Annotated in this window: 21 protein-coding genes; 10 read left to right on the top strand and 11 right to left on the bottom strand. The window is 37.7% G+C overall.

Features of this window, described 5'->3' with window-relative positions; all coding sequences use genetic code 11:
• The first annotated feature begins 249 nt into the window (after nt 1-249).
• Together ACI3K6_RS01925 and ACI3K6_RS01920 are read left to right on the top strand one after the other, a co-directional pair.
• The gene (locus ACI3K6_RS01925) at nt 250-1,119 is read left to right on the top strand and encodes a cation diffusion facilitator family transporter (protein WP_435553474.1); all 870 of its coding nucleotides are present in this window, start codon (nt 250-252) and stop codon (nt 1,117-1,119) included.
• 68 nt (nt 1,120-1,187) lie between these two features.
• Complete coding sequence (locus ACI3K6_RS01920) at nt 1,188-2,039, top strand: MBL fold metallo-hydrolase (protein ID WP_435553473.1); 852 nt, start codon at nt 1,188-1,190, stop codon at nt 2,037-2,039.
• 59 nt (nt 2,040-2,098) lie between these two features.
• Here the strand turns inward: ACI3K6_RS01920 and htpG are convergent, their stop codons facing one another.
• Complete coding sequence (htpG, locus tag ACI3K6_RS01915; protein ID WP_435553472.1) at nt 2,099-3,979, bottom strand: molecular chaperone HtpG; 1,881 nt, start codon at nt 3,977-3,979, stop codon at nt 2,099-2,101.
• A 152-nt stretch (nt 3,980-4,131) separates the two neighbouring features.
• Nucleotides 4,132-5,595 (bottom strand): PAS domain S-box protein, encoded by a 1,464-nt coding sequence (locus ACI3K6_RS01910; protein ID WP_435553471.1) that lies wholly within the window; start codon nt 5,593-5,595, stop codon nt 4,132-4,134.
• Nucleotides 5,596-5,899: 304 nt separating this feature from the next.
• On the opposite strand from ACI3K6_RS01910, the gene ACI3K6_RS01905 reads away from it, so the two are divergent.
• Together ACI3K6_RS01905 and ACI3K6_RS01900 are read left to right on the top strand one after the other, a co-directional pair.
• Nucleotides 5,900-6,106, top strand: coding sequence for a capping complex subunit for YIEGIA (locus ACI3K6_RS01905; protein WP_335477804.1), 207 nt, complete (start codon nt 5,900-5,902; stop codon nt 6,104-6,106).
• A 74-nt stretch (nt 6,107-6,180) separates the two neighbouring features.
• A complete protein-coding gene (locus ACI3K6_RS01900) occupies nt 6,181-6,813 on the top strand; it encodes a YitT family protein (protein ID WP_435553470.1) in 633 nt (210 codons plus the stop codon).
• 18 nt (nt 6,814-6,831) lie between these two features.
• Here ACI3K6_RS01900 and cysC read toward each other — a convergent pair whose 3' ends face one another.
• The 5 genes from cysC to ACI3K6_RS01875 are packed head-to-tail and all read right to left on the bottom strand — an operon-like array spanning nt 6,832 to nt 10,646.
• Nucleotides 6,832-7,431, bottom strand: coding sequence for an adenylyl-sulfate kinase (gene cysC, locus ACI3K6_RS01895; RefSeq protein ID WP_435553469.1), 600 nt, complete (start codon nt 7,429-7,431; stop codon nt 6,832-6,834).
• A gap of 15 nt (nt 7,432-7,446) precedes the next feature.
• A complete protein-coding gene (gene sat / locus ACI3K6_RS01890; RefSeq protein WP_435553468.1) occupies nt 7,447-8,592 on the bottom strand; it encodes a sulfate adenylyltransferase in 1,146 nt (381 codons plus the stop codon).
• 35 nt (nt 8,593-8,627) lie between these two features.
• Nucleotides 8,628-9,347: a phosphoadenylyl-sulfate reductase gene (locus ACI3K6_RS01885; RefSeq protein WP_435553467.1), complete on the bottom strand. Its 720-nt coding sequence runs from the start codon at nt 9,345-9,347 to the stop codon at nt 8,628-8,630.
• Nucleotides 9,348-9,351: 4 nt separating this feature from the next.
• Nucleotides 9,352-9,894: a histidine phosphatase family protein gene (locus ACI3K6_RS01880; protein ID WP_435553466.1), complete on the bottom strand. Its 543-nt coding sequence runs from the start codon at nt 9,892-9,894 to the stop codon at nt 9,352-9,354.
• A complete protein-coding gene (locus tag ACI3K6_RS01875; RefSeq protein ID WP_435553465.1) occupies nt 9,879-10,646 on the bottom strand; it encodes a phosphosulfolactate synthase in 768 nt (255 codons plus the stop codon). The genes ACI3K6_RS01880 and ACI3K6_RS01875 overlap by 16 nt, the downstream gene beginning before the upstream one ends.
• 190 nt (nt 10,647-10,836) lie before the next feature.
• On the opposite strand from ACI3K6_RS01875, the gene ACI3K6_RS01870 reads away from it, so the two are divergent.
• The 4 genes from ACI3K6_RS01870 (at nt 10,837) to ACI3K6_RS01855 (ending at nt 14,209) form a co-directional block, all read left to right on the top strand.
• Entirely contained in the window at nt 10,837-12,057 is a 1,221-nt protein-coding gene (locus ACI3K6_RS01870; protein WP_435553857.1) for an MFS transporter, read from the top strand.
• Nucleotides 12,058-12,073: 16 nt separating this feature from the next.
• Entirely contained in the window at nt 12,074-12,355 is a 282-nt protein-coding gene (locus tag ACI3K6_RS01865) for a hypothetical protein (protein ID WP_435553464.1), read from the top strand.
• A gap of 21 nt (nt 12,356-12,376) precedes the next feature.
• The gene (locus ACI3K6_RS01860) at nt 12,377-13,288 is read left to right on the top strand and encodes a YIEGIA family protein (protein WP_435553463.1); all 912 of its coding nucleotides are present in this window, start codon (nt 12,377-12,379) and stop codon (nt 13,286-13,288) included.
• Between the two features lie 156 nt (nt 13,289-13,444).
• Entirely contained in the window at nt 13,445-14,209 is a 765-nt protein-coding gene (locus tag ACI3K6_RS01855; protein WP_435553462.1) for a sulfite exporter TauE/SafE family protein, read from the top strand.
• Nucleotides 14,210-14,251: 42 nt separating this feature from the next.
• On the opposite strand, the gene ACI3K6_RS01850 is transcribed toward ACI3K6_RS01855, so the two are convergent.
• Genes ACI3K6_RS01850 through ACI3K6_RS01835 form a run of 4 tightly spaced genes read right to left on the bottom strand, consistent with a single transcriptional unit; the run spans nt 14,252 to nt 18,279 of the window.
• Nucleotides 14,252-15,346 carry a GerAB/ArcD/ProY family transporter gene (locus tag ACI3K6_RS01850; protein ID WP_435553461.1) on the bottom strand — a complete coding sequence of 365 codons (1,095 nt, stop codon included), beginning with the start codon at nt 15,344-15,346 and terminating at the stop codon, nt 14,252-14,254.
• Nucleotides 15,343-15,567 carry a hypothetical protein gene (locus tag ACI3K6_RS01845; protein WP_435553460.1) on the bottom strand — a complete coding sequence of 75 codons (225 nt, stop codon included), beginning with the start codon at nt 15,565-15,567 and terminating at the stop codon, nt 15,343-15,345. Before ACI3K6_RS01845 ends, ACI3K6_RS01850 begins: the two co-directional genes overlap by 4 nt.
• A gap of 4 nt (nt 15,568-15,571) precedes the next feature.
• The gene (locus ACI3K6_RS01840; RefSeq protein WP_435553459.1) at nt 15,572-16,723 is read right to left on the bottom strand and encodes a Ger(x)C family spore germination protein; all 1,152 of its coding nucleotides are present in this window, start codon (nt 16,721-16,723) and stop codon (nt 15,572-15,574) included.
• Entirely contained in the window at nt 16,720-18,279 is a 1,560-nt protein-coding gene (locus ACI3K6_RS01835) for a spore germination protein (RefSeq protein WP_435553458.1), read from the bottom strand. The genes ACI3K6_RS01840 and ACI3K6_RS01835 overlap by 4 nt, the downstream gene beginning before the upstream one ends.
• A 163-nt stretch (nt 18,280-18,442) precedes the next feature.
• Between ACI3K6_RS01835 and ACI3K6_RS01830 the strand changes: the two genes are divergently transcribed.
• Nucleotides 18,443-18,712, top strand: coding sequence for a YqhV family protein (locus ACI3K6_RS01830; protein WP_435553856.1), 270 nt, complete (start codon nt 18,443-18,445; stop codon nt 18,710-18,712).
• Between the two features lie 104 nt (nt 18,713-18,816).
• The gene (locus tag ACI3K6_RS01825) at nt 18,817-19,770 is read left to right on the top strand and encodes a D-2-hydroxyacid dehydrogenase (protein ID WP_435553457.1); all 954 of its coding nucleotides are present in this window, start codon (nt 18,817-18,819) and stop codon (nt 19,768-19,770) included.
• Nucleotides 19,771-19,826: the final 56 nt, after the last annotated feature.

The following is a 19,826-nucleotide window of genomic DNA, read 5'->3' as shown; positions in this document are numbered from 1 at the left end:
TAGTGGTTGATGGAATTAATCCTATTATACCAATAGGAATTTGTCAATATTGTTAGTGAAAATATTTAAAAAATTTGTACCTTTTGATAAAGTAATCCTCATTTTTTCAGAATTTTCCATGGTTTTACCTAACGAAACACTTTTGTCCTTATCGACAAAAGTTAACATAGATTAAAAAGGTTTCTCTAGACCCACATGTCATTTGGTTGCTAAGATAAAATGGAAGATAAAAATATAGGAGCCCTTTTTATGGAACAGCAAAAATATTTAGAATTAAAAAAAGGTGAACAAGGTGCTATCATTAGTATCATTGCATACCTATGTTTAGCAACTTTGAAATTAATCATCGGATACGCTGCCCATTCCGAAGCGCTAACGGCTGATGGATTAAATAACACGACGGATGTCCTTGCCTCTATCGTAGTTCTGGTGGGATTAAAACTATCCCAAAAACCAGCTGATCATGATCACCCCTATGGTCATTGGAAATCAGAAACCGTTGCCTCAATGATTTCTTCTTTCATTATGATGGCTATTGGATTGCGTGTACTTTATGAGGCGTTTACGTCTGTGATCAATGGAAAGACAACTGCACCGGACCCCATTGCTGCGATAACGGGGTTATTTTGTGCGGTTGTGATGTATTTTGTTTATCGATATAACAAGAAACTAGCCAAAGAGATTCGTAGTCAAGCTGTAATGGCCGCTGCCAAAGATAATCTTTCCGATGCTTGGGTTAGTGTGGGAACGGTAATTGGGATATTGGGAGCACAGTTTCATCTCCCATGGCTTGATCCGGTAACGGCAATCATTGTTGGTTTCTTAATTTGTCATACAGCTTGGGATATTTTCCGTGATGCTTCCCATACATTAACAGACGGATTTGATGATCAGGAAATCAATGTCTACCGTGAAGCTATTCAAAAAATACCTGGTGTTAAGGGAATTTCAGATATCAAAGCCAGAAATTACGGAAATAATGCAGTTGTCGATGTGGTGATCTTAGTTAATTCCAATTTAAATATTCGTGATGCTCACGATGTTGCCACGAGAGTTGAGAGTGTTTTAATGGACGAGCATGGTGTTTTTGATGTGAATGTTCATGTTGAGCCTAATTAATTAAGATTACACACTTTGTTTATGGGATAAACTACTCCTAGTCATCTTAACGACAAGGAGTGTTTTTATTGGAAAAAGAGTTGTCATATGGTGAAGATTATAAAATGATTCCAGCAACCTCCATTGGAAGTGGTGTAGGAATTGAAGTGCTGCCGGATTTATATTGCTATACCATCCAAATTGTTAACATTTGTTTATTCGGTAATTCAGAAGATTTTGTCTTGGTTGACGCTGGTATGCCTGGATCCGCTTCTGAAATAGTGGCCGTGACTGCGGAAAAATTTGGTGAAGGCAGAAAACCAAAAGCGATTATATTAACACATGGTCACTTTGATCATGTTGGCGGGATTATTGAATTGGTTAATGAGTGGGAGATTCCTGTATACGCACATGAAAGGGAGTTACCATTTTTAACAGGGAAAACTAGTTATCCTGAACCAGATTCATCTGTTGAAGGAGGCTTGGTGGCCAAAATGTCCCCGTTGTTTCCAAATGAACCAATAAATCTTGGATCTTACGTCCACGCATTACCTGCAGACGGCAGCGTTCCATATATGAAGGGATTTCGTTGGATTCATACTCCAGGGCATTCACCAGGACATGTCTCTTTCTTTAGAGAACAAGACAGGGCCTTAATAGTTGGAGATGCTTTTATTAACGTAAAACAAGATTCCCTTTACAAAGTGATAACCCAGGAAGAAGAAGTAAGTGGGCCACCAAGATACCTAACAACTGACTGGCAACAAGCGAAGCAATCCGTTAGTAAACTTGCAGCGCTGAATCCTTCTGTTGCGGTAACAGGCCATGGTCTTCCTCTTTCTGGGGATGCTCTGACCATCGGTTTACAAAACCTCGTTCAACATTTCGATCACTTAGCCATCCCTGATTACGGAAAATACGTCGACAGAAATTTACACTAAATCAAGTATTACATAATAAAAAACTAGATCCACCGGTTTGGCGGATCTAGTTTTTTTACTTATACCATGATTTTGCAGATATTGTTGGTGAATTCTACAGGGTCTTCGATTGGAAGCCCTTCGATGAGTAATGCTTGATTGTAAAGCAGGTTGGTGAAAAGTGTTAGTTTGTCTTTGTCGTGTTGGAATGCTTCTTTTAACGATTGGAATACTTCATGATTTATGTTAATTTCTAGTACTTTGTCTGCTTTAATATTCTGATTGTTTGGCATGGCGTTCAGGATTTTTTCCATTTCAATAGATACTTCACCATCTGTTGTCAAACAAACCGGGTGTGATTTTAATCGTTTAGAAACTCTTACGTCCTTCACTTTATCAGATAGGATACTCTTCATGAGGTCAAAGAGCTCTTTATTTTCAACATTCTCATTTTCAGTCTCATTTTTTGTTTCGTCTGCTTCTATTCCTAAGTCACCACTTGAAACGGATTTGAATTCTTTTTCTTTATAATTGATTAGCATTCTAATAGCAAATTCATCGATATCATCCGTAAAGTATAAAATTTCATAGCCTTTATCGGCAACTAGTTCGGTTTGCGGCAGCTTGTCAATTCTCTCATTTGATTCGCCAACAGCATAGTAAATATATTTTTGGTCTTCAGGCATCCTTGCAACGTACTCGTCAAGCGTTACTAGCTTTTTCTCTTTAGAAGAATAAAACATCAGAAGATCTTGCAATTCTTCCTTATGACTACCAAAATCACTGTAAACTCCAAACTTTAACTGTCTGCCGAATGATTGATAGAATTGATCATACTTTTCTCGCTCATTTTTTAATAAGCTTTGTAATTCACTCTTAATTTTTTTACTAATGTTTTTCGCAATTAGCTTCAATTGGCGATCATGCTGCAGCATTTCTCTTGAAATATTTAGTGACAAATCTTCTGAATCCACTAGCCCTTTCACAAAACTAAAATAATCAGGCAGTAAATCAGCACATTTGTTCATGATTAGGACACCGCTTGAATATAATTCAAGTCCCTTTTCGAACTCCGGAGAATAATAATCAAATGGAATGTTCTCAGGTATATACAAAATGGCGTTATATCTGATAGCCCCATCAACACTTACATGAATATGCTTTAATGGCTTATCAAAGCCGTATCGTTTTTCAGTATAAAATTGTTCATAATCAGTATCAGTCAGTTCCTTTTTATTTTTGCGCCAGATTGGAACCATACTATTAATGATTTCTTCCTCTTGAAAGTCCTCATATTCATTGTCACTGCCCTCTTTTAAACGGCTCTTGGTCACATCCATTTTAATGGGGTAGCGAATGAAATCAGAATATTTTTTGATAATAGATTTCAGGCGATATTCTTGTAAATACTCGTCATAGTTTTCTTCTTCTGTGTTTTCTTTCATTTTTAAAATAATCTCTGTTCCAACAAAGTCTTTATCAACTGGTGTAATGGTGTATCCCTCTGCCCCTTGAGATTCCCATTTGTAGGCCTCCTCACTTCCCAATGCCTTACTGATCACAGTTACGACATCAGCAACCATAAAAGCAGAATAAAAACCCACTCCAAATTGACCGATAATATCATAACCATCTTTCAATTCATTTTCTGATTTAAACGCTAAAGAACCACTTTTGGCGATCGTGCCAAGGTTATTTTCTAGGTCCTCCTTCGTCATTCCAATTCCTTTATCCATTATTTTCAAGGTTCTGTCTGCCTGATTAGCAACTACCTTTATGTAAAAATCGTCTTTATCGAAAGAAATTGAATCATCTGTCAGTGCTTTATAATAAATCTTATCAATTGCGTCACTGGCATTTGAAATTAACTCTCTTAAGAAAATTTCCCGATGCGTATAAATGGAATGGATCATCATGTCTAATAATCGTTTCGACTCTGCCTTAAACTGCTTCACTTCCATATAAGACCTCTCCCTTAAAGTTAAATTTAAAAGCTACAAGTACAATTAGCACTCTAATACATTGAGTGCTAAACACAATAAAATAAATATCATAAAAATATCATTTCGTCAATCATATAAAAAAAGTCAAAGGGTGCCTGACACCTTTTGACTTATATTGGAAAGGTTGTGACGATGGTCGTCCCATTCTGATTACTAAAAATTTGGAAAGTTCCGTTGTGATTGTCGATGATCTGCAGACTGATCATCAGTCCAAGGCCCGTGCCTTTTTCTTTTGTTGTAAAGAATGGTTGGCCAATCCGATGGAGCTGTTCCTCAGGTATCCCGCACCCCTGATCAATGACACGAAGCTGGATCTGATTAGATTCAAGCAAACCTACTTCAATCGTAATTTTTCCGCCGTTTGGCATGGCTTCAATAGAGTTTTTAAGAAAATTGATAAACAGCTGTTTTAATTGATTTTCATCACAAATAAAGCTAGGAATCTCTGAAAAGGATTGAATCTCAATTTCTACATTATTCATGATAGCCTGTGTATCAATCAGAGCTTTTACATGTTCTAAAATAGTGAGGATGTTTCCCCTTTTAAACTTCATTTTTTGTGGCTTCGATAGTAAGAGTAATTCACTAAGAATCAGCTCAATACGGTTCATTTCTGAATTAATAATTTCTAAATAATTTTGTTTAAATTCATTTGCGGCTTCCATCAGCCTAATAAAGCCCTTTATAGCTGTGATTGGATTTCTGATTTCGTGAGCGATACCCGCAGCCAATTGTCCGGCAACCGATAATTTTTCCGATTGAAGCAACAGCTCTTGAGTCCTTTTCTTTTCGGTAATATCGCGAATAATGATATGTCGGGCAGGTTCATTTTGATAAATAGCAGGGATGGACTTAACTTCTACTTCAATTTTTTTACCGTCCTTACGGATCAATCTTTGCTCCATAAAATCAACGGCGCTTCCCTTCTCAACATCTTTAACCCGTTTTTCCACCACATCGTAGTAACAAGGATCCACAAAATCAAATAAGTTTCTTCCTATAAGTTCATACTTATTTAGTGCCCCAATTAATGCTACAGCTGTGTCATTGGCAAATAAAACCTCTTCATTTCTGGCAATCACAACAGCATCAGGGGAATGTTCGACTATTTCGCGATAAATTTCTTCGCGGTGCTGCATTTCTTCTATGTATTTTTTTCTTTTTTGTTTTATTTCCGTAATATTTTTGGCAACTCCATAAACTCCCACAATTTTCCCATCAATTAGAATAGGATAATTGGTGATATTTACGTCAATGATTTCGCCGCTTTTATGGATAATCTGACAATCAAAATTTTGTAATTTTCCATCCACCGATTGATAAAAGAAGGAGAATGCCCGCTCTAAATGCTCAAGAACAATCACTTTCATATAAGAAAGTTTTGAGAATTCTTCTGCTTCATAGCCAAATAGTTGCTCACATGCTGGATTAACCGGTAAAAAATAGCCATCCAAATCCATCGCATAAATAGCATCTGAATCACAATCTAATAATGGTTTATGATGAATAAGACTTTCTTTCAGATACTTTTCCAATAATAATCTTTTTTCAATCTTAACTATGGAACTATTCATCTCTCTTTCTTGTTCCTTTCTATATCTTTATAAAAAAACCAAACTAGAAATAGACTTTGTCTCCTACTTCCAATTTGGCTTTGTCAAGGGACAGGCTTACTTAATCTGCAACTAACTTCCAGATTCTTTTATACTAAAATAATATTAATCGGAATTTGATGATTATTCAATGGGATTAAAGGGGTTATTTATATTAAAACCTTAATTTAGAAGAAATGCAATTGGGAAATATTTTTTAAAGGGGAGAATATTCATTCTTTCCATTGGAAAAAATAAGCAAAACTAATAGCTATGGAGGATCGCGATGGCAAAGGAATCCAACATGAAACCCGATTATAAAATAATTGCTTATCTAACATCAAATGAAGAACGAAAAGTAACTGGAGCTCCACTTTTTCTATCCTTTAAGACAGAAGAAGAGCTTAAAGATACGACTTTGGAAATTGCCAAGGCCTTGAAAGCAGAAATAGTAAAATTAAAAAATAATGATTACTTAATTATTCGGGCTTAAAACTGCTATATTATTTTCTCATATTTTTTTTTCATTCCTCATAAAATGGACAAGGAAGGCAAGTCCTAGGAGGAATGAATTCCAATAAAATGAGCAAAAAACTGTTAGTTTATGGTGTTTTACTTTTTGGGGGAACTTTGCAAGGACTGTCGATGTCCTTATTTTTATTTCCACATTCCATCCCATCCGGCGGAGCAGCTGGATTAGCGATTTTATTGAACCATTGGTTCCATCTTTCACTTGGCTTTTCCTTATGGCTGGCCAATATCGTTTTTTTACTTTTCGCGTTAAAACATTTTGGCTACACTTGGACATTACGTACGATTATTTCCGTAGCAACGACCTCAACGACTGTATCATTCATTACGGCCCATGTACCTCATCTGCATTTTCATTTATTAGTAGACATTGGTGCGGGGAGTCTCTTGTTTGGAGTGGGTGTGGGTTTGCTAATCCGCGCCGGGGCATCCAGCGGAGGGATGGTCATACCTGCATTAATGATAGCCTCATATAAAAAGTGGAGTCCGGGAAAAGTGATGATGGGCATTAATCTAATTATCTTTTTGTTAACTGCATTGGTGATTGATTATAAAATTGTCATTTTTGCGGTAATATGTCAATTTCTATCCACTAATATTATTGATTTTATTTATGAGTTACGCTTTCAAAAGCTATTGTTTCTGACTGCAAATTGGCGGCGAAGATAAGAAAGAAGATCCTACCTATTACAGGATCTTCTTTTTCGTTAAATAATCGATAACCTTATTTACCGATTCTTCAATTGTTTCCATAGCAGTTTCGATAGTAACTTCTGGTTTCTTAGGTGCCTCATAGGGGGAAGAAATCCCAGTGAATTCTGCAATTTCTCCTTTTCTTGCTTTTAGATAAAGGCCTTTAGGATCCCTGTTTTCGCAGACTGAAATCGGGCATTTCAGATATATTTCGATAAATTCATCAGCTGCAAACATGTTACGAACCAAATCGCGGTCTTGCGAAAATGGTGATATGAAGGCGGTTAAGACTATTTGCCCACTGTCAACAAACAATTTTGCCACTTCACCAATTCGACGAATATTCTCTTTTCGATCACCCACACCAAAGCTTAGATCCTTGTTCAGTCCATGACGGATATTATCACCATCCAACACATAACTTCGTATCCCCTGTTGAAATAATTCTAGATCCACAGCATTAGCTAATGTCGATTTACCAGATCCAGATAGTCCAGTAAACCACAAAACACAGCTTTTATGCCCATTCATTAAGTGGCGGTCCGCTTTTGAGACGGTAATATGATGCCAAGTGATATTCCTGTTTTTCCCCATTTTCGACATCCTTTTTTATTTTGTAAAAACTTCCTTCATTCCTTGAATTAGTATCTCAACAACCTCTGGACGACTGAATTCTTTTGGTGGTTGTACCCCATCTCTCAGCATTCCCCTTACTTTGGTCCCTGAGAGTATTACGTGGTGTTCCTTTGTATGAGGGCATGTTTTTTCAGAGGCCATGTTTTCGCATTTTTTACAATAAAAGCTGTGTTCGAAAAATAAAGGTTTTATTCCTAGCTCCTCTTCACTAAAATGGCTGAAGATTTTCTGAGCATCATATGTTCCATAATAATTTCCTACTCCCGCATGATCCCTGCCTACGATAAAATGGGTGCAGCCAAAATTTTTCCTGACGATAGCATGAAAGATAGCTTCCCGTGGTCCAGCATAACGCATTGCAGCTGGAAAGACAGAAAGAAACACCCTATCCTTTGGATAATAATTCTCTAACAGCACCTGATAACTTTTCATTCGGATTTCACTAGGAATATCATCTGCCTTGGTCTCACCGACTAACGGATTTAAAAACAACCCATCTACTGTTTCCAACGCTGATTTTTGTATATATTCATGTGCCCGATGAACCGGATTGCGAGTCTGAAACCCAACAACCGTTTTCCAGCCTAATTCCTTAAATTTTGCTCTTGTTTGTAGAGGATCTAGATAAAAATGCTCAAACAATCCTTTTTCAGGCCTGTAAAATAGTTTAATTGGACCCGAAACATATATATCGGGACGATCAAATAATTTCTTCACACCAGGATGGGCCATGTCAGTTGTTTTAAAGATATTCTCTGCCTCAAAATGTTTTTCAACTTGATAGATTTCTTTTACTCGCATTTTCCCGTAAACTTTATTTCTAAAAGCAAGGTTAACATCTTCACCCACACTTAGTTCCGAAGCCTTTTCAGCAGTTACAGCGATTGTGATCGGCAGTGACCATGGTAAACCGTTCGCTAACCTCATATTTCTTACGACTGACTCATAATCCTTTTTCCCCATAAACCCATCTAGGGGACTGTAAGCCCCGTTAGCAATTAGTTCCAAGTCACTGAAACCCATTTGATCCAATTCGATATAGTTCAATGAAAAATCTATTGGTCGGTTGTTTTCAAATAGATTTATTAATTTACCTCCATGAGGCACACTCTCAGTCAACGTGATTCCTCCTCGGTTTTCACAACGATTCTTCTCTATCTATTGTCTAATTGATGTAGTCCGCACTCTGTTTTAGACAGTCCTGCCCATCTTCCTGCTCGAGAGTCTCCTTCATCAGCAACTGGCTGAGTGCAAGGTGCGCAGCCAATACTAGGATAGCCCTGATCATGTAATGGGTTATATGGAAGTTTATTTATTTCAATATAGGCTAAGATATCCTCCCATTTCCAATGGATAAGCGGGCAAATTTTGATGTTGTTGAATTTATCATCTTTATTAAGGTACTGCGTTACACTTCGGGTTGGGGATTGTTCTCTTCTTAAACCTGAAATCCAAGCTTTGTGTCCACTCAATGCTTCCTGCAACGGAACAACCTTTCGAAGGTGACAACAAAGATTGGGATTACGTTTCCACAGTGCAGATCCATGTTTACTTGCCTGTTCTTCTAATGATAACTTTGGCTTTATTAATGAAATCTTTAATGTTGGATATTTGTTTTTAACTTGATTTATTAAATCGTAGGTTTCTTGGAAATGAAGTCCAGTGTCGAGGAAAACTATTTTTGCCGTTTTATTTACTTTATGAATTAAGTCTATTAAAACAATCCCTTCGGCCCCGAAGCTGCAAGCATAGACGATTTCTTCTTTGTATGTTTGATATGCCCATTTTAATACGTCCAGATAATCGGGCAGCTCTGTAAGTGTTGAATCAACTATGCGCTGGTCCCAATTTTCATAAGTAAGTAATTCCGACACCCCCTCACCCCTCCCTATCTTTTATTGTTAAGGTTACGCATGAATTATTTTTAAGTTCTATTTTATTCATGTTATTGATGTGGCCATATTCGGAAAAAGAAATAGAAGCGCGGATCCAGGCTCCGTGGCCAAATGCTAATAAATGATGAACACTATGATATTTTTCAAAAAATAACTCGATTCGTTTTTTTAAATGAAGTAATGATTCTCCCAATACGATTTCTTCGGGATGTTCAATCCAAAGGTCCCCATAGGTATCTTTTAAGTGTTTCTTTGGCTTTCCCTCAAATGAGCCGAAATCTAATTCATCTAATAAAGCTTCTGTTTCAGGTTCATACCCGTAAACCTGTGCTGTTTGATGAGTTCGCTTTAACCTACTGGCTAAGATGAGGTCAAATGGTGCAAGTTTTGTTAAAAGACGATGATTCTCTGCAACCCCTTGCTGATATTCAACCGAAACGGGGGATATTTCAATATCCCTCCTACCTTGTAATTGTTGCTGATGATTCCATTCAGTTGGAAGATGCCTTATTAAAGTAATTCGCATTCACGTTCCTCCAAGAAAAAGGTTTCACTTCGTAACCCGCATCGCTGCGTCTCTAACACTAAAACATCCTGCAGCTTAACATTCCCCAAATTGACATTTGCCCCAATTTCTTTTATAAAGTACATCTGATGTTTGGGAGTCGGAGCTTCAAAAATAATTTTTTTGGGATCAAGATCTTTTATTAACTCTTCTATCAAGCAGCTTTTAATCTGACCCGTCTTTTCATAAATGCCTGATGTCCCCGAATCCCGTCCCTCGGTAATCACATATTCACACCCGGCTTCAAGCAGTAAGGAAATTTCTCTTCTCCATTCATCAATATTCATTTCCTTCTTGCAATCCTTTGAGCCTACCTCCGAAATAACATAGAAATCTTGCTTTAATTGGTTAATCATATTTAAACGTTCTCCAAGCGGTATATCAAGGGTCCCATTTGACACCTCTACCCATTCAATTCCTAAATCACGTAAAAATGCTGCGTATTCAACTACCTTATTTTGATGATAGCATTTCTCGAATAAAGTTCCGCCACAATACGGCTTAATGTCATATTGCTGATAAAGCTCTATTTTTTGCTTAAGGTTGGGGGTAACATAAGCTGAACCAATTCCAATTTTTGCTATGTCAATCAAATGACTGTAATCTGATAAGATGTGCTTTAATTCCCCCATTGAAGTTCCAAAATCAATGATCGAGGTGATTCCATAGGTTCTCTTTCCAGAGGTCCTTTCAGGCAGTGTTAAAAAGTCCATAGGAAAAACTCCTCCTCTTTTTTCTAGGATAGATTATTCAAAAATTGGGTGAATGTGTAAAGATTGAGGTTTTTCCTCAAAAATTAGGCATTTGTCTTGAATAAACAAAGAGGGCATATCAAACAATATAAGAGCTTTAAACATTCATTTAAGGGGGGTACTTTTGTTGTCGCAGCAAAAACACAAAGGCATGACTATTTTTGCAATCGGTTCGATCCCTCTTATCCTTGTGTTGGGAAATTCAATGCTTATTCCGATTCTTCCCAAAATGAAATCTGTCTTGGATATATCACAATTTAAAGTAAGTCTAATTATTTCAGTTTTTTCAATTGCTGCTGCTATTTCCATTCCAGTTCTGGGTTATTTGTCAGACCGCTTTTCTCGTAAAGCTATTATTATTCCAGCATTAATTTTATATGGAAGCGGTGGTTTGCTTGCCGGGGCTGCAGCTGCTTGGTTTTCAAATTCTTACATGTGGATCCTTGCCGGAAGAATTATGCAGGGTATTGGTGCAGCAGGAACCGCCCCAATCGCCATGGCCTTGACAGGAGACTTATTTAAGGGCGGCGAACAAAGTAAGGTTCTTGGACTGGTTGAGGCCTCCAATGGCTTCGGAAAAGTAATCAGCCCGATCATCGGATCTTTATTAGCCCTACTGTTTTGGTATGCTGCTTTCTTTGCTTTCCCTCTTTTTTGCCTGATTTCCATTTTGCTAACCATCTTTTTCATTAAAGAAAAAAAGGCAAAGAAGGAACCGCCACCTGTCGGTAAATATGTGAAAGGACTCGTTTCGGTTTTTAAAACTGAAGGCAGATGGTTATTTGCAGCTTATTTGACCGGTGCTGTATGTTTGTTTACTTTATTCGGTATTTTATTTTACATATCGGATATTCTTGAAAAAGATCATCATATAGATGGTGTATTGAAAGGAAGCATACTAGCAATACCGCTTCTGTTCATGACTACCACTTCTTATATTACGGGGAGTAAAATCGGGAAAAGGATGAAATTGATGAAATCTTTAATCATCATAGGTCTTCTGTTAATGACCGGCTCCTTTGCCTCTTTAATTTTCTTTAAAAAATTAATTCCGTTTTTTTCGGTCTTAGTCATTAGCAGTGTTGGAACAGGTTTAGTGCTTCCATGTATCAATAGTTTTATTACCGGTTCAGTTCCGACAGACCGCAGAGGATTTGTTACATCACTTTACGGATCGGTACGGTTTTTGGGTGTGGCTATTGGTCCCCCTATTTTTAGTAAATTAATGGACTGGTCCCGCGCTGGAATGTTCCTGACAACAGCAGGGTTAACACTGGTTTGTGCCATTCTTTGTCTAGCACTAATCCATGTGGCTAAAAAAGAACCAACAAAGGAAAATGATTCTTTATTTGAAAAGCTTCAGTTCACTTAAAAAGGAGTAGATTTATGTGCAAATTTATTTTTCTCCTGAGGTTATTACACCCCAATTTCAAGTTTTAAATGTGGTAGACACAAACAACAAGGCTGTCGGAAATGTCGCCTTTCTATTTGATGAAAAAAAGCTGTATGTATATGGAATTTTAGAGGAAGAAGGAGTCGGTGCAGACTTTAAGGATTTGGTCACTCCCTACATCAAAGGGTTGGCAAAAGCAAAAGAAGGCACTGAAATTTATTCCTGTCTTTATATCGGCTGTAAGAAGATTAAACTGCAAGAGGAAGAAGAAAAATAATCACTGGCTGGGGTGAAACAAATGAAAGCACAATGGATTTCCCACGAACATGTCGTTATGATTGTCACAGCAGTTATTGTAGGCACCTTAGCCAGAGTGTTTACTATTAAAGAGGATTATCGACAATACCCCAGTTACCCGAATGGATATTTGATTCATGTAGTGACTGGATTTGTATCAGCTTCCATTGGTGCTGTGGCAATCCCAGCATTAATGACTAAAAATTTTATTGCCGTTACATTTCTAACTGCGGCTACACAGCAATTTAGAGATGTCCGTAAATCAGAGAGAGAAAGTTTGAAGGATCTCGAGAATACTGAATATGCTTATCGAGGCGATGCTTATATTGATGGGATTGCCAAAACGTTTGAATCACGAAATTATTTTTCGTTAATTGTTGCACTAGTAACAGCCATAACCATGCAGGTGGTGGATACAAAAACTACTTGGATTGATTGTTTGTCAGGTACGGTTGTGGGCTTCCTTGTATTCTTCATATTAAAACGTTTTTCAAAGGGCAAAACAATTGGAGATATAGCTCAAGTTGAACAAGGTTCAATAGAGGTAAAGGGCTCTGATTTATATGTAGATGGGATTTTTGTTTCTAACCTATTGGGTACGGATTATGCGTCGGAATTGTTTGAACGAGAAGGTCTAGCCGTAGTCATTCATCCGAATGAAGAACGATTTAGAATTACACTGGACAATTTTGGCCAAAGACAGGCCGCTCTATTTGAAGCTGCAAGAACGATTGGATTGAAACGATACTCATTTACCCGAAAGGATTTTGACAAAGGACGGGTCATAATTGCTTTAGTTCCAATCATTAAAGATATTGACCGGTTCATTGAAGCTGTAAAGAAAACCCCATTGCTCGAAAGCACGAAAAAGACCCCAGCAGTGATGAAAACAAATATAGCAGGTAAGGAATAGAGCATTCAAGGAAAAAAAGTCTTTGGTGTTCTTTTTCTATTGCTCCGAATCTATGCTCGTATTTCGGTCAATTTCATTTGAAAGGTAACAAGGCATTTAACTACTTCATATTTTATTGTGACGTTTAGTATAAAGAGATATTGGAGTGTGTGCCTTATGAGTATTGGCATTATCATAATGGGGCTGTTAATTGGCTTTATGGTTGGGTTAACTGGAGTTGGCGGAGCGGCGCTATTAACACCAGTATTAATCTTAATTGGCATTAGCCCATCCATCGCAGTTGGGACAGATCTTTTTTACAACTCCATAACAAAGCTGTTTGGTTCCTTCCAGCATTGGCGGCAAAAAACGATTAATCTGAAGCTGGTCAAACATTTAGCTATGGGGAGTATTCCTAGTGCCATTTTAGCGGTAGGGATTCTTCATTTATTTGATTCTTATTTTCATAATCAGGAGCAAATCATTAAACATGCATTAGGATATGTATTAATATTAGTCGCTCTTGCCACCTTGGTTAAAACGTTTATAAAAAACAAATTGGTGTTGAATAAAATTCAGATGAAGTCTTTAGAGGAAAAGCGGACCATGACCATCATGATTGGCGCTGTTTTGGGCTTTATTGTCGGGCTGACCTCCATTGGTTCAGGATCATTATTTGCCATTGCTATGTTGTACCTATATAGAATGACTCCTTCCGAATTGGTTGGTACAGATATTGCCCACGCCTTTTTACTCGTATCAGCAGCGGGTTTGATGCATGCTGGCATTGGCAATATCGATTATTTATTAATGGTCAATCTATTGTTAGGCTCCATTCCTGGTGTCCTATTGGGCAGTACCCTTTCTTCCAAATTTCCGGCTAAACCATTAAGAACCATTATGGCCCTGATGATTTTAGTTAGTGGGATCAAATTAATTTAAATACCCCATTAAAAAAACACGGCCCGCCCGCCGTGTTTTTATTTAAGAATGTAATGGTTCCTTTACATCTTTGTGCCTGATCCTTATAACAATATATAAAACGATAATTATCACCTCTAAAAATAACCCCAAAGATGTCCATGTGTAAAAAGAAAAGTGCAGGTGATTCATACTATTTTTAAATAATAGAATCGATAAATACCCCAGTATTAGGCCGATTGGAAAGAGAAACTTGTTTGTATTGGACTTATATAAAAAGCTTGTACAATAATTAATAGCATAAAGAAGATAGGCTGCTTTAGCAAAAAATGTAGGAACCCAAACCGCAACAACTAACAAATCAATTCTGTCGAGGAAATCCGTTATATTAATTTGTTGTATTAGAATATAGGAAGGGTAGGCAGCTTCACTGACAAGTTTTACACCAAGTACCGAAATATCTAAAATAAGGATAATCAAAAACATAAATAATCCTAAAGCAGTCCCTGAAATGACTGCTTTTCTTGCTGCACCTACTGGGTTAACATTAGCAATCACTAGGATAAATAAAACCATTTCCCCCATCCAGGCAAAAGTAAAAAAACTTGATTTTATTAAAGATGTTACAGTCTTAAAATGAGGAAGAGGCTGAAAATTCCCTATTTGCCATTCATTGAGTAAAAGCAATGGCAAAAGAAGAATGATCACAAACAGGATCCCAAAGTGGACTGCGTTAATTCGGGAGATAACCTCAATTCCTGCCATACTGACATAGACGAGGACAAATACAGAAAGCACCATTATCATATCAATAGGTGTATTGGGTAGTAACACGGCGGCAATAAAATCAATTACCCCCCTTAAATCGCGTAAAAACAAAATGGACGCAAAAGCAATAAAAATAAGAACAAATCCCTTTTCTAAAACTTTGCTTTGTTGACCGATTAAAAACATTTGGCTAAGGCGATTGACATGAAGTTTCTTTCCGAAAATCAGAAAAGTCAAGAACAGAAAAACAGGAAAAAGAATAATCGGAATCATCCAAGTATTTTGTTCTCCTATTTGAACCATAATCTGTGGCAGGCTGATGATGGTGGAGGTAAAAATAAAGTTGGCCACTAATAGCATCAATTGAAGATTGGATATTTTTTGCCTCATATATCGACAACCAGCCTTGAAATTCTACCAAAAGAATTATTCAAAAAATTTGTAATACTGTTTAAGGAAATATGGAGGGCGACCAAAAGCGAAACTCCCATCGCTGCTAAGATGAGCAAATACACCCACTTCCGCTCTTTTTTATCTATAATTTTTGCTTTTAAGACCACGATTAAATAGATCATCAGCGAAATCCATACAATCACAATTCCAATACTCATGATGTCATCCTTTCTCTACTTTTCCTGAGTTAGTGATTCGTTGAATATCCGCATCAACCTTCACATTGACTTTCAAGTCAGAAAGTATCTTACCCCAATTTTTCTGCCACTTATTTTCCCATTGGATATTGTGATTCCGATATAAATACCAACCAAATCCAAACGGGTCGACTCCTTGAGAATGGGTGTGTGAAATAATAGAATCTATATCATCTTTGATTTGTTTCTCCATTTTTTTGGTTATAAGATGATAGGTTGAAGGGTCTTCAATCCTTAAATTTGGTTCATTTTCTAACAGAGTTCCATTCAATTTAATAGTAAGATCAAAAACAGGTCTGTCATGAACAGATTGGAAGTTTGTTTTAACACTACTATCAATAATTTGTAAAGTAATCTCTTGATTTTCATCAACAGGAAAAGAATATGTCTTTTTTGCCATTTTTTCTAAAAGCCAGAGTATTCCTTGGGATTCATTCTTATTGGTGAGAAATAGCATCTTATCACCTTTAAACACGCCAAAACTGCTCATTAGGATTTCTTTACCATTTTTTTCTTTTTTTAACGTTCCAGTATTTTCAATAACAGGTATAATCGTATCTTTCCCCGGACGGTTCAAGTCCTGTAGAGCGTCCTTAACCGTTGTATTGGTGCTCGCTTTCGCCATTTCCCGAATCGCTTCTCCTGAAAATTGTTCCATTCTTGGCTGAGTATTTAACATTTTAACAGCATCCCCTTTAGAGATGACAATGAATGTGGATATTCGGGATTGCGGTTGTATGAATACTGCGTTTAATGTTTCGGTAATCCCCTGCTTTGCCAGATCCTCCCCAATAATTAACACCCTTCTATGAGCAAAATAAAGTTTACGGGATAATCTAATCTGGATGTCCTCCATCCCTTCGCGCAAATTGCCGCCAGTTCCTTGAGCAACGAAAAACGGTCCCTCACCGCTTGTTCCGCCTCCACCGCCACTCGAACCCGAACCGCCTAAAGAACTTGGAAGGGGTATTTGCACTGAAAATCTGTAATTATGTCGGTCTCCTTTATCCACACCTGTTGCAACAACAAATGCAATATCATTGATCTCTTGTCGATCCCAACAGCCAGTCAACATGATCAAACATAATAGGCACAGCAATGGTAAACTTTTTTTCATGTTGGGCTCCCTTCTTCGTTACCTTCGGGAGGGGACGGCTGTAAATGTTCTGTCTGTCTTAGGGAATCACGCTTCACAAATTGATTCGGTCTGTCGTTCATTGCCCACCAAGGCACACGGATAAACACATCCTTAAGTGCCTGAAAGGATAACGGGGCAAGCGGCCAAAAATAAGGGATGCCGAATGAACGCAATTTGCAAAGGTGTGTCAGAATTATAAGGGTTCCTAACACCACTCCAAACAGGCCAAACATCCCGCCTAAGATCATTAATGGGAACCTAAGCATTCTGATGGAAATGGACATGTTAAACCGAGGAATTGTAAACGAGGCAATTCCCGTCATGGAAACAGCGATTACGGTAGGAGCTGATACAATTCCCGCCTCTACAGCTGCCTGTCCTACGACCAAACCCCCAATAATCCCGACCGCCTGTCCTACCACCTGAGGAAGTCTTACCCCCGCTTCCCTAAGTGCTTCAAATGATAATTCCATAATGAGGACCTCAACAAACATAGGAAAAGGGATCGCCTCCCTGCTTGCGGCAATAGAAAACAGTAAGGATGTTGGAATCATTTCTTGATGATAAGTTGTTACAGCCACGTAAATACCAGGTAAAGTTAAAGCGATAAATAAAAAACCGACTCGCAACAATCTAAGAAATGCAGATATGTGATAGCGCCCATAGTAGTCCTCACTCGCTTGGAAAAACTGCCAAAACGTGGCAGGCATGACCAGAACAAATGGAGTACCATCAATAATCACGGCCACTCTTCCTTCGAGAAGATTAGCAGCAACAGTATCGGGACGTTCAGTGTTTTGAATTTGCGGAAACATACTCCATGGACTATCCTCGATAAATTCTTCAATATAACCACTTTCCAAAACCCCATCTACTTTGATGCGGTCAAGACGTGCCAAAACTTCTTTGACAAGCTCAGGAGGTGCCAGTCCCTCGACGTATAAAATGGCGATCCCTGTCTGGGTCTCTTCTCCAATTTCCTTGGACAGAATCTTTAATCGATTCGAACGAATTTTGTGGCGCACGAGGGCCGTATTGACTCTTAATCTTTCATTAAACCCTTCCCTTGGCCCTCGAACAGCTGATTCTGTTTGCGGCTCTGCAACACTGCGCCGCTCTCCTCCTTTAGCATCAAAAATGATGGCCTTCCGCATTCCATCTACAAATAGGACCGTATTGGCTTTTAATACATTACTTATCGCTTCATCCAGTTCTGTTGTTTCAGCAATAGAGCTAATAGATATGACTCTTTCTTTTAAAACGTCAATGGTTAATCTCTCTCGCTCAATTTCCTCAATGAGCTGCCTTAAACCATGCATTTCAACAGAAAGCGAATCAATAAAACCATCTACAAACACTAAATAAGCTTTTACCTTTCCTGCTATAAAGGGACGAAAAACAATATCCGTGCAATCTTTAAACAACTCTTGTAAAATCTCAATATTATCCATTATGTCAGCTTGAATTGGTTTTTTCGTTTCATCACTAGTTATCACTTTTTTACTTGTTTTCTTAGGTTTCAATAATTTTCTCATTACAAATCTCCACACTAAAGAGTAAGAATATCCAACCTTAATTTGACCAAAAGATAGAAATTTATTCCTGATTTGGTTAATGAGTTCATAAACCTGTCCTGATCAAAGCGACTTGAACATATACTGTACAAGATCTTTTTTTCTGGGGGTTATTATGTTTAATATGCTGGAAAAAGCAGTACTTGGTATGGCCACTTTAAGGGTCCTTTCAGGTAGTATAGAAATTTTTGCTGCCATATTAATGATTAAATTTAATACAGTTGAAAAAGCATTACTGGTAAATAGTTCTTTAGCCCTTGTAGGACCGGTGGTTTTAATCTTAACAACTACCATTGGTGTTTTGGGAATGATGGAAGGTAATATTTCCATAGCTAAAATTGCCTGGATTTTTCTCGGGGTAAGCTGTATTTTAATTGGTGTGATGAAATCTTAAAAAAGGAAGGACGAATGGCTGTGCTGTTCGTTTTTTTTTGAAGAAAAACGGTAGTATTTATTAGTTCCATTTAATAACATTTGACGTTAAGAGGGGTGAATTTTATGAATATTCGACAACCAAACATTCTAGTTTATAGTCCAAATCAGGCTGAGGAATACGCGAACTATATACGAAAAAAAGGATTTTCTTCTGTTATGGTTGCAACAACCCGTGATGAAGCGGAAAAATTGTTACTAGGCACTGAGGTCATTTTAGGGTGGAAGTTTCCTACTGAATTATTGAGTTCGTCTGCTGCGGCTACTGTTAAATGGTATCAATCCACTGGGGCTGGAGTGGATGATTTGGTCGCTGATTCTTCAATCCCAGATCTTTTGATTCTAACAAGGATTGTAGACCAATTTGGTGGTTATATTTCTGAATATGTTTTTACGTATTTATTATATTTAGTGAAAGATGTAGCACGAATCAGTCAGGCTCAATTGGAACATCGTTGGGATCCATTTATTGCTGATTCATTAGCCGGAAAAACAATCGGGGTGGCAGGGATGGGGTCGATCGGTACTGAGATTGTCCGAAAAGCCCGAGCCTTTGAGATGAAGGTATTTGGCTTAAGTAAAAGTGGAGTTAATTCGGAAATAGTAGACAAACATTTTTTTTCAGATCAATGGCCTGAATTTGTTAAGGACTTAGATTATTTAGTATTGACCCTTCCCTTAACAATGTCTACTTATCATATAGTAAATCGCGAGCTATTACTGTCTATGAAACCTGGAGCGATAATCGTTAATGTAGGTCGTGGAGCATTAATGAATGAAAACGATTTGGTAACCGTGTTGAAAACTGGACACCTTGGAGCTGCGGTTCTTGATGTGTTCGAGACGGAGCCTCTGCCAGTAGAACACCCGCTTTATTCCATTCCAAACGTATATATCACGCCCCATCTTTCAGGACCAAGTACGGCTGATGGTGTTTGTGATTTCTTTGCAGAAAATTTGAATCGATACATGGCTGGACAACCATTAGCAGGTGTAGTTGATTGGAAGCGCGGATATTAAATCAATCAACAAGTCTATTAGTGATTCATAAACTATTAAACTGAAAGCACCCCAAT

Origin of the sequence: Neobacillus solisequens (genome assembly GCF_051233465.1) — a bacterium.
Lineage (GTDB): Bacteria > Bacillota > Bacilli > Bacillales > Cytobacillaceae > Neobacillus.
This window is presented reverse-complemented; position numbering and strand designations above follow the sequence as displayed.

Coding starts and splice junctions, on each gene's coding strand:
- ACI3K6_RS01825 (WP_435553457.1), top strand. CDS start 18,817: ATGAATATTCGACAACCAAACATTCTAGTTTATAGTCCAAATCAGGCT.
- ACI3K6_RS01875 (WP_435553465.1), bottom strand. CDS start 10,646: ATGGACTTTTTAACACTGCCTGAAAGGACCTCTGGAAAGAGAACCTAT.
- ACI3K6_RS01900 (WP_435553470.1), top strand. CDS start 6,181: ATGAATTCCAATAAAATGAGCAAAAAACTGTTAGTTTATGGTGTTTTA.
- ACI3K6_RS01850 (WP_435553461.1), bottom strand. CDS start 15,346: ATGAGGCAAAAAATATCCAATCTTCAATTGATGCTATTAGTGGCCAAC.
- ACI3K6_RS01840 (WP_435553459.1), bottom strand. CDS start 16,723: ATGAAAAAAAGTTTACCATTGCTGTGCCTATTATGTTTGATCATGTTG.
- ACI3K6_RS01845 (WP_435553460.1), bottom strand. CDS start 15,567: ATGAGTATTGGAATTGTGATTGTATGGATTTCGCTGATGATCTATTTA.
- ACI3K6_RS01830 (WP_435553856.1), top strand. CDS start 18,443: ATGCTGGAAAAAGCAGTACTTGGTATGGCCACTTTAAGGGTCCTTTCA.
- cysC (WP_435553469.1), bottom strand. CDS start 7,431: ATGGGGAAAAACAGGAATATCACTTGGCATCATATTACCGTCTCAAAA.
- htpG (WP_435553472.1), bottom strand. CDS start 3,979: ATGGAAGTGAAGCAGTTTAAGGCAGAGTCGAAACGATTATTAGACATG.
- ACI3K6_RS01905 (WP_335477804.1), top strand. CDS start 5,900: ATGGCAAAGGAATCCAACATGAAACCCGATTATAAAATAATTGCTTAT.
- ACI3K6_RS01835 (WP_435553458.1), bottom strand. CDS start 18,279: ATGAGAAAATTATTGAAACCTAAGAAAACAAGTAAAAAAGTGATAACT.
- ACI3K6_RS01910 (WP_435553471.1), bottom strand. CDS start 5,595: ATGAATAGTTCCATAGTTAAGATTGAAAAAAGATTATTATTGGAAAAG.
- ACI3K6_RS01860 (WP_435553463.1), top strand. CDS start 12,377: ATGAAAGCACAATGGATTTCCCACGAACATGTCGTTATGATTGTCACA.
- ACI3K6_RS01870 (WP_435553857.1), top strand. CDS start 10,837: ATGACTATTTTTGCAATCGGTTCGATCCCTCTTATCCTTGTGTTGGGA.
- ACI3K6_RS01880 (WP_435553466.1), bottom strand. CDS start 9,894: ATGCGAATTACTTTAATAAGGCATCTTCCAACTGAATGGAATCATCAG.
- ACI3K6_RS01925 (WP_435553474.1), top strand. CDS start 250: ATGGAACAGCAAAAATATTTAGAATTAAAAAAAGGTGAACAAGGTGCT.
- ACI3K6_RS01855 (WP_435553462.1), top strand. CDS start 13,445: ATGAGTATTGGCATTATCATAATGGGGCTGTTAATTGGCTTTATGGTT.